This window comes from Enterocloster lavalensis, from assembly GCF_046603895.1.
Lineage (GTDB): Bacteria > Bacillota > Clostridia > Lachnospirales > Lachnospiraceae > Enterocloster > Enterocloster lavalensis.
The window spans coordinates 5,404,131-5,419,726 of sequence record NZ_CP176637.1 but is presented as its reverse complement, the minus strand read 5'-3'; the positions used below and the strand labels follow the sequence as shown (position 1 = coordinate 5,419,726).

General features: G+C 52.1%; 6 protein-coding genes. All 6 read right to left on the bottom strand.

Annotated elements, in window-relative coordinates:
• Positions 1-230: 230 nt before the first annotated feature.
• Positions 231-773: a hypothetical protein gene (locus ACK2JC_RS24370; protein ID WP_320938467.1), complete on the bottom strand. Its 543-nt coding sequence runs from the start codon at positions 771-773 to the stop codon at positions 231-233.
• 103 nt (positions 774-876) lie between these two features.
• Positions 877-5,313, bottom strand: a complete 4,437-nt coding sequence (locus ACK2JC_RS24365) for an InlB B-repeat-containing protein (RefSeq protein WP_411337958.1) — start codon at positions 5,311-5,313, stop codon at positions 877-879.
• A 10-nt stretch (positions 5,314-5,323) separates the two neighbouring features.
• Positions 5,324-11,599: an InlB B-repeat-containing protein gene (locus tag ACK2JC_RS24360; RefSeq protein ID WP_411337956.1), complete on the bottom strand. Its 6,276-nt coding sequence runs from the start codon at positions 11,597-11,599 to the stop codon at positions 5,324-5,326.
• An 18-nt stretch (positions 11,600-11,617) separates the two neighbouring features.
• Positions 11,618-13,258 (bottom strand): cell surface protein, encoded by a 1,641-nt coding sequence (locus tag ACK2JC_RS24355; RefSeq protein ID WP_227168436.1) that lies wholly within the window; start codon positions 13,256-13,258, stop codon positions 11,618-11,620.
• Positions 13,259-13,347: 89 nt separating this feature from the next.
• Positions 13,348-14,136 carry a transglutaminase domain-containing protein gene (locus ACK2JC_RS24350; protein ID WP_227168840.1) on the bottom strand — a complete coding sequence of 263 codons (789 nt, stop codon included), beginning with the start codon at positions 14,134-14,136 and terminating at the stop codon, positions 13,348-13,350.
• 292 nt (positions 14,137-14,428) lie between these two features.
• On the bottom strand, positions 14,429-15,310 hold the full coding sequence (locus ACK2JC_RS24345; protein WP_107434962.1) for a tyrosine-type recombinase/integrase: 882 nt from the start codon (positions 15,308-15,310) through the stop codon (positions 14,429-14,431).
• Positions 15,311-15,596: the final 286 nt, after the last annotated feature.

Below are 15,596 nucleotides of genomic sequence, written 5' to 3'. Positions count from 1 at the left end.
ACTTCCAAAGAAAATAAATCATAAGAAGAATCAGGATAACTACAGTCGCGCCTATAATCAAGACTCTTTCCCAAAATTCACTATTCCTGTACATCCTTCTTGCATCCTCAAGATGGGATTCACTGGTTTTGGAAACCATCACGTTCAAAGTCTCCTCCTCCCGTTCCCTGAGCAGGGCCTGACAGATATCACACATAACCGTTTCTCTCCCCCTCCTCCCTTCACATTGATTACACATTCTGCAACTCCTCTTTCTCAACGGTATTTTTCGTCCGCTCTTTTCCCTGCAGGTTTGCGCCTATCTCCTCCAGCATCCTTATAAGCTCCAGGGCACTGCGAAAAGACATGAACGTCCTCCCGGTATAGGTGCAGTGAATACGGCCCTGCATGGAGGCGTTCTGCCGGAATAAAACCTGGATTATCACGATTTCCTTTGCCTTTGACGCATAAGGGGCAATACACTCCGCCGCGTCGCGCGAATTAATCGGTTTTTGTATCTTTGACAGCTCCCTGTATTGATTTTCCGTCATGGCGCTCAGAAAACGCGGTTCCACCGTTCTCATGGGCGCACCCACTGTCTCGCATATCTGGTCAATTCCCAGAATAAGCTGGCTGGTTCCTTTAAAATATACAGGTTCCGCAAGGTAGTAGCTTACAATATTTCCATAGAGCATATCCTCATGGCAGCCATTGATGCATACCAGCAAGACGCTGGCCCGGTCCTGATATATGAAATCTCCCGCATAGCCGCCCGGATTCATTTCCTCCAACATACCATCATCCTTTCAGGCCTCACAACGAATTGATAAGAGGGCGCCCTCAAAGCCTGGGCTTTCCGACGCCCCCTTTTGTTCCGTTCCTGCACTTTGCCGGCGTTTACGGTGTCTCCCTGATCCATTTCCCGTTTTCATCTACCGGGTACCCGTCCGGGGTTATCTCATTTACATATAAAGTCCCCATGGGCCGTCCTTCCCGGGAGGTCGGGTTAAGGTAGTACCAGTCCTTTCCCAGTTTCTGCCATCCCGTTGCCATTCCACCGGTAAATTCGTTCAGATAATACCACTTATTCGCCTTTGCATCGAAATACCAGCCCACAATCATACGCCCAAAGTCTGGTCCCGGTTCTTCATTCAGGTAATACCATTCTCCCTGGGCATCCATATACCAGCCGTAATCCATGATGCCTTCTTCATTAAAATGATAGGTGCAGGCCTGTCCGGCCTCACCGTATTTTACGTTGGCCCACTGGTCCTTCACCGGTGTTTTGCTCCTCAGGATGAACTGCCACTTGGTGGGGTCCCCGCCCACAGTCTGCCAGGAGCCCTCTGTTCCGGCGCCATAGGTTCTGTAGTCGTTAAAGCTGAAGCCCGGTCCCAAAACCCGGCTGCTGCCTCCGGTACCGCGGGTAGAGCCTCCCCCTCCCCCCCCGCCTCCGCCTCCGCCGGGATGATCCGGCTTATCGGGTTTATCGGGGGGATCCGGTGTGTCCGGGTTATCCGGCTGGTCCGGGTTGTCCGGATGATCGGGATTATCTCCTCCGGAGGTAATGGAGTCCACCAGATCCTTCAGCATATCATAGGTGTCGTTCATCTCATCCACGGTTGGCCGGTATACCCGGTTCACCACTTCAATAGCAATATCAATGGCATCTCCTAATGCCTCCCGCTCCTCCTCGCTGACAGTTGGGCCGTCCTTCAGAGCCTGGGCGATTGTAATCTGGCCCATCAGCTTCTGCCTTGCTTCCTGCCACTCCGAATCATCGGCAGGACTGTAAAGGACATAAAGGGTCATGTTCTTTGTCACCGGATCCGTAACATCGTATTCATTCGAGGAGGAAGGCGTCCTTCCCAGTCCTCTGTATTCATAGACGATATTGGTTATGGGATCCGTGTAATCCTCAAAAATCGGCAGGTCCAGGAACCCGTCCGCATCCTCCAGAGGAGTATCGGTTTTCACCTTCACCATATGCTGCGCAGCCCGTTTGGGGTCTATGATCTTCACCCCGTAAGCTTTCAGATAAGTGAGAACGTAGGTGCTCCCCACATTGGCGTCAAAGGATACCACTCCCGAAAAACCCGAGTCCTCATCATTGGGATCCGGTTCCATTTCTACAAATGTACATACGGGATTGTCGTCCAGATTCTCCAGCCGCCAAAGCTGGTAATCAATATATCCATGCATACTGCGGTCAAGGGAAGCGTACACCCGGATATCCGGGGTTGTGTTTACTCCGGTGGGTATATCCTTGTTGGTGCCTCCCACCTGCCTTGTAAGAGAGGAGGTCAGGGTCCAGGGCACTTTAACGGCCTCGTCCCCTACTTCTTGCATGACTGCATTGGATTCCGACGCCTTTGGAGGGCGCTGGTTGAATTTTACAGTATATCCCACGTCAATACCATTTACCAGGGCGTCCTGATCGCTGCTGTTGCCTGTAAGTCCGTCAATCAAATCTGAACGCAAATCCGACGATAAGTCAAGGGCCACAGAACCATTTTTCGGGGAATAGTCAATAAACGCATTTCCCGGTGTTGCGGAGGAAGCCGCCATACTGTAATCGGCCTGAATCACCAGATTCCCCTCCGGCATGGTAATGGTTGGGTTCCTTCTTGTCTTGTCCTCCAGTGTGAATTTACCGATCAATCCGCTCCACTGCTTAAAGGTCCGGCCCTGGCTGTCCACAGGATCCGTGTCAAACGTAATCTTGTCCCCCGCCCTCACCACAGCCGTAGCCGTATCGTCAAAGTCGATGGAAATACCACGCCTCATTATCTTTGTAATAAAGCCCCCGTTTGTCAGTGTGATGGTATACTCCTCAGCAGCCTGGGCGCTGCCCACAACGGAGACCTGGGTCCCCAAAAGAAGCTTGTCCGCCGCCTGAATATCCTCTCCCGGCTGTTTTGCGACTACCACATAAAGCTGGTTTCCTTCCAGTCCGCCAAGGACTGCCTGTCCGGGAGCGCCTGACGGCGTCACCCATCCCTCCCCGTCAGCGCCGGGTACGTCGACCACATCTCCTTCCATGGTCAGGATGGCATATAAGGTTGTGGAATCCGCAGGATTAATCATCACCTGCATCGTTCCGTCCGCCCCATCCATTACCTTGTAGTTGTTCCCCAGTGCCGGGACCGTTACCCGGGTAGGCGGGCTGCATGTGTCCGGATCCACATGATCCGGCAAGACTGCTCCCGGCAAGGGATTGGCTGTCATAAGCAGTTCATATACGTAATAGCTGGTACAGGGCTTTAATCCTGTAAATCCGCTGTTCTTTAACTGAGTTCCCGGTTTGATTTCCAGAACTTCACGGTCCATGTTCGTAAGCGCATACCTTCTGTCCTCGTTTACGCCTGCAACCGTCACGTTTCCGCTGCCGCCGCTGTTCACAGAGCCGTATGCATCCGGCATGGCAGGTATCCCGTCATCCGTTACACCGATAGGTACGAATCTGGCGGTAAAAGTCTGGTCTGACATAATGGTCTGAGAGGCCAGCACCCTGTTTCCCATCTCATCAAACCATCCGTCAAACTGGTAGTACGCCTCCGGGGTGCAGTCAGGAAGATCCAGGTCCGTCCACGAAGTATTTTTTACAACATGCATTGTCTTGTTACCCGATATGGAACCATGGTCGCCGGCTACAAATTTCAAGTCAAACCAGTCCCCTTCCTGTTCCACAAAGTTAGCGTACAGCTTAATGGATCTGTTGATCACCATGTCCTCTGACAGCTTAGGTCCCTGCTTATCGCTTCCATTGGAGGTGGCCTCGTACCATCCGTCCGCTCTGTAGTGGGGGGATGGATTTAATTCAATTCCTTCCGTCACCTGAGCCAGAGTGATTCCTCCCGCCTTTTTTATAAATTTGGGGGAAGGGCTCTCTCCAAAGGAACCGTTTTGTCCGTTATAAAATTCTACCTTGGCCCAGTAACCGGTATCCGAAAGATCCTCGTTATAGGTAATTTTAATGGCTCCGCTCAGAAGGCCGGATGTCACCGTAAGCTCCTGTGCATCTTTGTTAAAGTTTACGGTCAGCGACGGATCCCATACGATATTGGGCGGATAAACATATCCTTCCAGATCCGGCACCGAAATTGTATACTGGGTGTTGGGAGTTACAATCTGGTTCACATCCTCTAGCCCTGCCGCTTCCTCCATTGAGTTCGAATGGTTATCCGTATAAATTACCTGAAGCTTAATTTCAAAGTTATCGTCGTCCTTATACTTGTAGGTAAACTCAATCCCCTGGTTCGGCATCTTGCCCGTGACGTGGGTGTTTTCACCATTCGAGGGGGTTACGGAACAGCCTGCGTCCACTGCGGATATAATCCCTCTTCCATCCAGATCCGTCACCCCTGCCTTTGTCAGGGCTACGGACTCCGGCAGATAGGAGGTGATCGCAGGTGGGTCAATGGTGTAATCAGCCTCCACCGGAAGCGTTATGGTGTCCGGCGCTTTTATCTGATTCCCGCTCTTGTCCACATACCTGATTGTGATCGGGAATTTCTTGGTTGTATCCGGCTCATACCGGTAGGCAACAGTAAGGTGATCATTGGGCATGTTTCCCTTTACGGCGTGTGTCATGCTGTTGATGCTTGCGCCGCCTTCGGCCATGGTACCCCCGCCCAGTGGTTCATCAAATTTACGCACCTTGTTGTTCTTTATAAGGACGGATTTAAACTTATAACCCGGAATGTCCCTGCGGTAGGTTGCCGATATGGGATTATTCGCCATCTGTTGACTTTTCCAGCTTGTCTCATAAAATTTTCTGAGGTCCGGGTCGTCGTAATCAGCCGGCCAGCCGCTGCTGTCCGATGCCTCCCCCCTTACAGGGTTGAAATCCCGGTAATGCTCCACCCAAAAGTCAAAGGCCGTATTGTCATTTCCTCTCCACACCGCTTTATATGTGGTTGAAGCCTCATAGGGAAAGGCATAGGGAAGCGTTTTAACCTTCTTGCCTGAGGCCGCGTACCAACCGTCAAAGGTGAATCCATCCCAGGTAACACCATCAAAGTCCGGCACCTTAGGTCTGGGTCCCGAGCCAAAGGTATCCTGTGGAATTCCGGCAAAATTTACGGAACTGGTCAGGGCGTGGCCCGCCTTTCCGGTGGCTGTAAATACGCCCTGTTCCACAGCGCCTCCCACCGCCACGGTACTGTAGCTGGACTTAGACATACCCGGGCCATCCTGGGGATCGAACTTGAGCTTAGAAGTTTCCCCATAACCAATCGCGTATGCCTGGTATCCCGGGGCAGCCATGGATATTACCATGGCTGCCGCCAGCATGCCTGCCAGCTTTGATTTCATATTTATTTTCTTTATCATCAGGTTCCTCCTACTGAATCCATGCGCCGTCAGGACCTACAGAATAACCGTCCGGCGTCACTTCATTCTGATACATGGAGCCTAAGGGGCGTCCATTTCCCCCGCCAAAGATCCATTTTCCCTTTGTGGGGTCATAGGTATATGTTCCTCCGCCTACAGGTGAGAAGTAATACCATTTTCCGTCCATCTGTTTCCAGCCCAGGGCCATCTCCCCGCTTACGGGATCCAGGTAATACCAGTGTCCGTCACCCTGATCCTGCTTCCAGCCCGTGGCCATCCTTCCGTAATTCCCCTCCTTCTCCGTGTTGCAGTAATACCATTTCCCCATCTCGTCGCAGATCCAGCCCGACTGCATGTTTCCGTCGCCGTCAAATCTGTACCATCCGGCATCGCCGGTCTGGCCTGTCTCCGGGTACTCCAGCCTGGCCCACATTCCTCTCAGAATATTTCCTCCGTTCAGACGGAACTGATACTGCTTCTCGCCATTGGCACCTGTGGTTTCCACCCAGGTTCCGTTTGTCCCTACCAGGTAGCTCTTGGGAGCGGTATCGTTAAACGGGGCCTTTTTGGTTCCCCTTCCGCCGCCTCCGCCGCCTCCGCTTCCACCCTTGTTTCCATCCTCCTGGATGTGGTGGTAATCGTCATAGCGTTCCTCCAGCAACTCCCTGTAGGGTGCGGTGTCTTTCTTTAAATCCTCCAGTGCGTCTTCCAGCTGGCCGATTGTGGCCTTGGGCTCGCGGTCCAGTACCTCCTGGGCCTTCTCAATGAACTCTTTTAGCTTTCTGCTCTCCTGCAGCTTCAGGAAATGGTCGTCGCTCAGTCCAATGGCCTCTAAAATGGCCTTCTCCAGCTCCTCGCGGGCACGGTTCACCTCCTGCACATTATCCTCATAGAACGCATACACATAGGTTTTCCTGGTTATCTTGCGCTCCGGGTCGAACTCTCGCAGCTTATCCGGGCGGTAGCTCCAACCCATATAGTTGAAGTCCGCTCCCTCGGGGCTTATGAAGTGATCAAGCTGCTCCTCCACCCCTGCGTACTCTGTTTCATAGTAATCCTGACCGGGCCATTCATTGCGCCTTACCTTGAAGCAATAGCGGTAACGGCTTTCCACCGGCACTGTGTTGTTCAGGAAATACAGACGGTAAGCGCGGTTATACACCATCACGTATCTGCTGCCCTCCGTGGCTGTGAAGGTGAACAGGCCTCCGGTCTCCTCCGGATCGTAGTCCATGGGAACCTGGCTCACGCTGATTTCCCCTTCATCCGGGTCATGAACCAGCTCGAAAAGCTGGTAGTCCATCATATCCACATCCTTCCGATCCAACTGTACATAGGTCTTAAAAGATGCATTGGAGGCGCTGGCCCGGTCCACACGGCGGCCATTCACATACCGCTCTATGGATACATCCAGGCCCCAGGCTTCCTTGTAGGCGTCCTCATGTTCCATCTCATACAGGCCGCTGGCTTTTATTGCGTTGGACTCCGAGGCCTTCACTCCGTTCTTCCGGTACACCACCTTGTAGGTGACGTCCGCGCGGTTCACCTGCATCAGCTCCTGGTCCGCATCCGTGGTCAGCTCGTCTTCCAGGTCCTGTACCGCATCCGGGTCCAGGGCCAGCTCGCCGCGGCTTCCTCCCCGGACTTCATATACTACCTCTGCATTGCTTGGGGAGGCCTCGCGCTGGTAAACTGCCCCCAGAACCAGGTTGCTATCCGGCATGGTGAAGCTTACCTCGCGCTGGTGGACGGTATCCCCCAGACCCTTTACGCTCCCGATTGCAAACTCCCAGTGGCTGAAGGGCCGGCCGGCCCCGTCCACAGGATCCGCCGTAATGCTCACCCGGTCGCCCTTATGAGCTTCCTCGTAACGGGAGCCTCCCACCTCCGTGTCCCCCACGGAGACCACGTCGCCGTTTACCGTCTCGATGATATACTCAGGCAGTTCCAGCTCCCCGCCCGGGTCCATGGCAATGGTGCTTCCGTATTCCCCGCGTTCCTCCGCCGTCATCTCGTTGCGCCCCGTGGGCCGGGCAACCACGGTGTATTCCTTGTTATAGTCAAGCCCCGTGAACTCCAGGGAGGCAGGGTTCCCGGACGGCTTCTGCCATCCACCCGCCCCGGTCTGGGGCGTATGCACCACATTTCCCGCGTGATTCAGAAGCGCGTAATCCGAAGCCGAATCCGCCGGCTTTATGAGAAGCTGGGTCTTGCCCTCCTCCTCCTCGTCATAGAACACCTGGTAGTTGGTCTCCACTACAGGGGTTACCACCTGGGTTCCATCGCTGACGGTGCCCTGGATCGTCCCGATTAAATCTCCTGTCTCCACCCTGGTGTTCCCTGTAGCCTCATAAACGATATAGGGCATCCCTGGGTAAAGGCCGTCGAAATAGGTGCGGCTGGTGAGGATATTTCCCTTGTTCACCGCCAGAACCTCACCCGCCAGGTCGGTGAGGATATACTTATATCCCTGGGCTGTGCCGAATATCGTGACACGGCCCTTCCCCTGGGTATTCAGCCCCGCCAGTGCATTGGGCGCCGACACGTCGGTTCCGAACACGGCCGGATCGGGATAAAATTCCATGGTGTAGGTCTGTCCGTTTACAAGTGGGGTGTCATCCTCCACCGGTTCACCATTGGCGTACCAGCCGTCCGGGAGGTAGTTCACCTGTGGCGTGCACTGGGGAGTGCTGCCCTGAATGTCTGACCATTTCTTGTCGTAGGTGGTGCGCAGGGTGAGGGCTTCCCCTGTGTTGATGGAGCCATGTTCCCCCGCCTCAAAGGCGATGGTGATCCAGGCATCCGGGTTCTCCTCAAAATGTGCCGTAAGGACAGCCGGCCCTTCAAACTGGTAATCCTGGGCTAAAATTGTCTCGTCCCCATTCAGATCCCCGCTGTCATCTGCGTCAATAAACCATCCTCCGAAGCGGTAGTATTCGCTCTCCGCCTTTGGCACCGGCATCAGACGTTTCTCCTTGATTTGGGATAGCGTATACGCCTTATTCCTGCCTTTATCCGTTCCATCGTTGATCAGGACGCTGGCCTTGAACTCCCCGTCGGTAAGAGCCTGTACATCCGGAGAGACCCCCTCCCCTCCCTGGAGCGAACCTTTCCCGTCTGCCTTGTAGGTGATGTCCGCCCACTTGGACGGAATCCGGTCATGACGGTAAATCACCTGGGTGTCGTCGTTGGGCATGGTTCCACCCCAATCATTGTTGTAGCTGCTAAACCATATGGTCGCCCCGTCCGGTTTTACCAGGCGGTCGATATTAGGATTGGTAATGGTATAGCCGTACTGCTCCTCATACGAGCCGCCGACCGCCCGGTCTGCCGTGATTTGTCCGGCTAAAATAGGAGGTATGATATTCCTCAGCGCTTCGTCACCGGTATTCTTATCCTCATATCGAATCGACAGTTCATACCGATTCGTAGCCTGATAGAGATAGGTCAGGGTCACAGGCTGATTGGGCATAAGGCCGTTAAATACAAAGTCATCGTCAAAATTCTGCGTGATTGCATAAGTCAATCCGCTTGCATTGTCAAAGGACTGGTGGCCGCGTACAAACTCGTAGCCCACACATTTATATCCATACTTATTGACAGGCTGCATCGTGATTTCATCCTCCGGAAAATGGAGGGAGGTTTCATCCGGCGCCACCTCATTAAAGTTTCCTGTCTCGTGTTTAACCGTAAGAAGATAACGGTTGTCAGGATTCTCGTAGTCCACCTTATACCGGAATTGCACGGTGGCATCCTGCCCCGGCATCTTCCCGTCAAACCCGCCGTTTGTCTGGAAGGTTCCCACGTCCTGGGGCGTACCGTTATAGTTGTACTGTGTGGGAATGGTACTGGAATCTTCCTGGCTCCACAGATAGCCCTTTACATTCTTTTTTACCTCGTGCAGGGGCGTATCCACGCTGTACTTGTTCTCCTGAGTAGTTGTCTTAAAAACAACGGTCCCCGACTGGTTCTCGTGTTCCACCGTATAGTTGAACTTTACATTGGGGTCTGCCTCAAAAATCGCATAATAAGTAACTGGCGAAAACGGATACTTGTCCGGCAGCTTACTAATATAGTTGGGACCATGAGGAGAATCCGGAGGATTGGAACTCCAGCCCTTAAATACATAGCCGTATCGACTGATGGTCGGCAAAAGTGCGTTTACCGGTTCATTGTAGGTTCCGGTCAGGGTAGGCGGTTCCGGCGTTCCCCCATTGCTCTCAAAAATAATCTTTGATTCGATCTTGCTTAATTCATAATACACCGTCACGTCCTGGTTCGGCATGGTTCCGGTAACCTTGCCAAAGTTGGAACCTGATTCCAGATTTCCCTGGAGCGTAGGGGGTGTTCCCTGTTCAATGACGATTCCTGTGAGCTCATAGCCCAGGATTCCTCCGGGCGGCGCAAGATCTACCGGATCTCCTGAAGCCGCCGATATAGGCGGAAGTGACTGCGCTCCGGCAATGGGAGCCCCTGTGCCCGCCTCCCGTATAAACCGGCTGATCTGCAGGCCGTTCTTCTTCAATACCGCATTCCGGTCGTTGTTTTCCCCGGCTCCTGCCAGATTCTTTGTTCCCACCGCCACATAGACTCCAAGACCGTCCTCCTTATCCAGGTCTGCGAAGAAGTTATCCACAAATGGACTTGGCGCCGTATTAACAGAGCTGCCTGTTCCGGGAACCGCAACCTTAACTTCATGTTCTGCGACTGTTGCCATTCCTCCCGGGGATGCCTCCGGCTGCTTTGCCGTGGTCACGCCAATCCGGCCTCCGCCCAGATCCCCGTTCACAGTAATGACCATTCCTTCCCCCAGGTATACATTGGCCTTCCCGCCCGAGGGGGGCTGGTTGTCCTCTATCAACACATCATTGATCACCTCAAAGGTTCCTGAACTGTCAAAATAGACCGCTCCCTTACCTTCCGATCTATTTTCCGAAACCTTGCCAAAGTTCATGGAAAGGGAGGCGCTGCCTGTAATATTCACAGCGCTGCCCATGCTTTCCGGGCTTCCCTTGCAGTTTTTAAGATTTGCCCCGCTGTTAATTTCCAGCCGCCCGGCAGAAGCTTTCACTAACGGGTCAGAACTTCTGACTCCCGCTCCGTCAAGGGCAATATCCGTCAGCCTCAAAATTGCTCCCCCTGATACGTTAAACAGCTCCCCGCTGTAGGATGAATTTCTTTGCAAGGTTTTAATTCCGCTCACAGGCGTACCGTCCGTTGTAAAATTTGTGCTGGTGATGGTTATATCCTGCTTGGAGCCCGTCAGACTGATTGGGGCTGAAATAGCCGGGTAATCCATCACATAGACATAGCCTTTTTTGTTTCCAATTCTCTGTATGGCATAATCAATGGTTTTAAACGGATCGCCGTAGGTTCCGTTCGTCGAATCCGCATTCGTACCGCCGGATGCCGATACATAATAGGACGTATCCCTGATTGCAAACGCCACCCGCTTATGTACCATCTCATAAGGGCGGAGCTTAAAATTCCACGAATAGGCCAGGCCGGAATCCTGGCCCGAGGAAATGTCCTCCTCGGATTCATTAAACACATTACGGCCCCAGTCTGAAAAATTTCCCACCCATCTGGTATCGGGAGGCGTTACGCCCAGGCTGTCGTCATTTGTAATGCAGTCAAAGGTGGTATATACTTTGCTATTCACCATATGGAAGCCGTTGTCATTTTTATAGATCGTTGCACGGTCGTCATTTTGGGACGGGTTTCCCGTACCTCCCCCAATCATGATATCAGCGCCGGTTCCCATCTTGACATCCCTGCCGTTTTCCCCTCCCTGACCGTTTGTGTCATAGATATAATAATCCGCAAATATATATTTGTTGTCCGGGCTGGCTGAGAGTGCAATCTTCAATTCTACGCCCAGGCTGGTCAGATTCTCCACCGAGCCATTCGTTGGACCATTCGCCTTAATTTTAGACCCATTATCAATCTGCAGAATAGTTGCATATCCGGTATTCATATAGGTGGTTATAATCTGGGAGGTATAATCCTTAACATATTGGTTGTCGGCAGCGTTAATCAGTCCATGGAGATCAAATCGCAGCGTGGTTCCCGGCGAAGCGCCGGCGCCATTCTCTCCCGATCCGGCGCTGGAAACCCACCCCACAATCGTCCCCTCACTTTTGGCTGCCCCAAGGTTTTCACTTGGAAGCTCCGTGGATGCCATTGCCAGGATCCCCCCATTGGTCCACACCAGGCCGCAGGTAAGGCAGAACACCAGCAGAGCCGAAACAAAACGTTTCCATATTTGACATCTTCTTATATTCACTTTTCACATCATCTCCTGTCATTCAAAATTTAATTTTTCTTCATCCAAAAGGCTGTCCGGATCCGGGGGCGTGTCGGGACCCGCGATGATTCCTCCCGCATATTTATCGGTCTTGTTGTCAGGATCATAGTGATAGAAGCCGGGGCCGTCCGGGCCGTTGTGCCATTTGGGTTTGTGCTCATCGTCCACCCTGGCCGCAAACTGTCCGTTGATGACAAGAATCCACCCCCCGTCTCCGTCCTCTAAAACTTTTTTGCTTCCTGACACGGTTTTCCCCCTGGTGTTGACCACCCGGTAGGTATCCGCTTCATCCTTCACAACGCCGTAGCCGAATTCCTGGTCTGCTTCCAGCCTTAATCCATTTATATAGTAGGAATCCTTTACCCGCTTCAGCTCATTTCTGCTTCCGTAGGCAATTCCATTGCTTTTAAACCCAAAAGTAAATACCCCGTCAGCCAATTCTACCGACACTTCATCCCCTGTCTGCATAGAGCCGTCGTTCAGCTCGTCCGGGGAAAAGAAATATAGGTCCGCCTTCTCTCCCCCATATAGATTTCCGTCCTTAAAATCCTGGGATGACCACACGTCCGGGTCGTACTGGGCAACAAAGGTACTGGATCCGTCAAAAAGGACAAAACCGGTCTGCATCCTGCCCAGACCATCAAATGCATAACGGCGTCCATTGATTTTCTTGATCCGGTCCCGGTAAACCTCGCCGTTCTGGTCCGTGTGCCACCAGCTGTACTCACCGTCATTGCTGTCATCCTCTGCCAGCCCCTCCTCAGGGTACATCCAGAACCAGCTGTCCTTTAACAGCTTTCCACCGTCGTAGCCTGCATAGAACCGGGCCGACAGCTCACTGGAGGGATTGCTCTTGTCCGCGTTGCTGACGCTGCCCGCCTTCGACCACCAGGGAAGCATAATTCCGTATTCATCAAATCCATAGGTGACTCCATCGATATTCCTCTGAACCAAACGATCGCCTTTACTTCTCACCTTTTTGGACCGGTTGTTGAAATACAGCCATATCCGGTCATATTCATTGTAATCCCTTCCACTGATACTGCTGGTAATGTCATCCAGCGCATATGGATCTATCTCCGAATAATCCAGCCAGGCTTCGGTGAGCAGCGCGCCGTCCTCTCCCGCATAGCACTCCCCCTCCACCATAGGATCGTCGTCCTCATCCAACGGTTCCCCGTCCCGGTCAAACCACCCCGTAAGCATACGGCCATTTTCGTCAAACATATAGGTCTTACCCCCGATGGTTTTCCTCGGGGTGGAGGTCTTGCGGTAAGCCTTGCCGTTACCGCCGAAATAATACCAGCCGGCCTCATAGCCCGAATCCTCATCCTCCTGTGCCAGAACCCAATCGTTCTCGACCCGTTTCCCTTCCTCATCTACATAGTAGAGGCCGCTTCCGTCCTCCACAAAGCAATCCCTCTTCATGACACCGTCAGAGCCCAGGTAAAACCAGGCATCCCTGGACTGCCTCCAGACATTCCGCACCGGGTTATCCTCATCATCCAGGTACTTCCATTCTTCTCCGTCACTGGTCCAGCCTTCAACAGCGTACGCCGTCTTCGCCTCTATCCCGGCAAGGGAAGCTGCTGCAATGACCAGAGCCGAAGCCATCACTGCCATTTTCCTTTTTTTCATCCTCTTTTCCTTCATCCTTCCAATATAAAATATCTATGTAAACCCGTTTAGGGATTATTTTCCAATGTCAGCACCCGGTCTGCCTTTTATCACAACCCATTGTGCAGGAAATCCAGGTCCATCTCTTCCTGCGTCATAAATTTCCACGTGCTGCCTCCAAGACACTTGTCCCACGTAATATCGCAATAAATCCATTGCCCATCCAGCCAAATCCTGTTCCAGGCATGGTTTCCCCTGTAAACCGGTTCGCATGTAAGGCCTGCCATTCTGCACAGAGACAAATAAGCGGACACATAACCCCAGCATACGGACTTCCCCTCCATCACAGCATGGTAAACCGTACGGTTTTGCAGCGACTCATCGTAGGAAACATGGTTATAAATCCATTGGTAAAAAAACTCCGCCTTTTCTCTGTCCCCCAGGTCACGGGCCGCTCCGGCCAGCCCGGCCAGCTTATCCTGCACCTGTCTGTGCTGCCCCAGGGCCAGCCCGGGATTGTCACAGGAAAAGAAAATGGCATAATCCTCCTCCCCCTCTCTCACCGAATACAGGGTAACGGGCTCCTTGCCCAGATAGATATAGCGGTTAAAATACCGGCCAAAAGAATGGGCTTCTTCATCGGAAGAAAAGCGCGCCTCCGTCCCGGTTTGCTCCTCCCGGGAATTCCCCCGGCCCAGAGCCTCAATCACCAACGCCCCCTGGCGCTCATATTCGAGGCTGCGGACCGTCATGTCATTCGCAGAAAGACCAATGAACGTCTCTTTCCTACTTTCTTCCTCTGTTCCTGCCGGCGGCCGGTCCGCCATCCCATTCACAGCGAAGGAGGAATAAAAAAGCATATAAAGAGCCGCCGTCAGACAGATTCCGGCCTTTTTCATTCTCCTCACACCATCCCCCCTCCCTCTCTACAACCGAATGTCTCTTTTGTTGTAAAGCCAAACCGGGGAAAACGGTTGATTCGGAAGATAACAAGAACGATTAACAATAATTCATGTGAAATATCCGGAGAAATCCGGTTTCAGAAAAACGGCAACTAATCAGGCCCGGTCTCATTATGTGACCTGGTCTGATTGCTGTGCCAAAAATAATGTCAAATATTGTAGAAAAATGTAGAAACCTATGTAAATCTGTGATATGATATAATATGTTTTACCAGATATAAATTCTTAATTACAACAAAAGAGACATTCCGTTGTAAGGGGTCAGGATCAATCTCATACGCTCCAGCTGTTTCCTGTGTTCACTCCCGCTTTCCATAGTATAAATTCGAGTCGTGTTGATGTCCCTGTGTCCCAATATGTCGGCCAGCTTGGACAGATCCTTTGTCATGGCATAGTACGTTCTTGCAAACAGATGCCTCAGATTGTGGGGGAATACCTTCTCCCGGTCTACTCCCGCCTCCAGCCCCAGGGCTTTCATTTCCCTCCAGATGTTGCTCCGGTCCAAAGCCCTTCCGCTTCTTGTCACAAATATCATTCCTCTCTCAATCCCCTTTTTTCCTGCGTAATCCAGCAATACTTTACAAAGCCTCTTTGTCAGCAGAACGGTTCTGATCCTGCCCTTGCAATCCACCTCCGCCTGCCCTTTCCCGGCCGCCTCCACTGTGATATAGGGAAGCTCGGATACACGGATTCCGCTGGAACAGATCGTTTCCAACACCAGGCAAATTCTCTCCTTCCCGGATTCAGCCGCTGTTTTTACCAACCGCTGGTATTCCTGCTTTGAGAGCTCCCGGCTCTCCGGATAAAAGGCGTTCCGGGTGATCTTTAAAAATTTTGTCTTGCAGTCCTGCCAGCTCCAAAATTTAAAAAAACCGTTTAATGCAGCCAACGCTCCATTCACGGTTACGGGAGCCATATTTTCACGTAAAATGCTTTTCCAGCACACAACCATTTCCTTGCGGACGGGCCTGTTGTTTGCAAACTCCATAAAATTGGTCAGGTGATACGCATACCTTTGTATGGTGTCCCTGCTCCTTTCACAGTGCTCCAACCATTTACAATATTCACGAATCTTCTGAGCTGTCATCATTCTGTCCTGATTATTCTTCATCGCTGCCTCCTGCTAGTCTGTAATATCGGTAGTATTCTGTCCCAATGGCTAAAACCCCATTCCCTGTAACGCCGAAAATGGTTTTATCAACTATTATAATCAACAAATGGTTCCGGCACCTCAATGTTTCGGATGTCTTATTAAACTAACTGGAAATATGGATTGGTTCCTCTTTTAAAATTAAAAAAAGTGCCGGACACGGTCCGGCAAATTGATTTGGTCTGTCTGTCAGTTGTAAATAAACGTGAGATATATCCCCCGCACATAAAAAAACGGCATGAGGAAC

What these genes read in the sequence shown, in the direction of transcription:
- ACK2JC_RS24355 (WP_227168436.1), bottom strand. Translation starts at nt 13,258, where the DNA reads ATGAAAAAAAGGAAAATGGCAGTGATGGCTTCGGCTCTGGTCATTGCA.
- ACK2JC_RS24370 (WP_320938467.1), bottom strand. Translation starts at nt 773, where the DNA reads ATGTTGGAGGAAATGAATCCGGGCGGCTATGCGGGAGATTTCATATAT.
- ACK2JC_RS24365 (WP_411337958.1), bottom strand. Translation starts at nt 5,313, where the DNA reads ATGATAAAGAAAATAAATATGAAATCAAAGCTGGCAGGCATGCTGGCG.
- ACK2JC_RS24350 (WP_227168840.1), bottom strand. Translation starts at nt 14,136, where the DNA reads ATGAAAAAGGCCGGAATCTGTCTGACGGCGGCTCTTTATATGCTTTTT.
- ACK2JC_RS24345 (WP_107434962.1), bottom strand. Translation starts at nt 15,310, where the DNA reads ATGAAGAATAATCAGGACAGAATGATGACAGCTCAGAAGATTCGTGAA.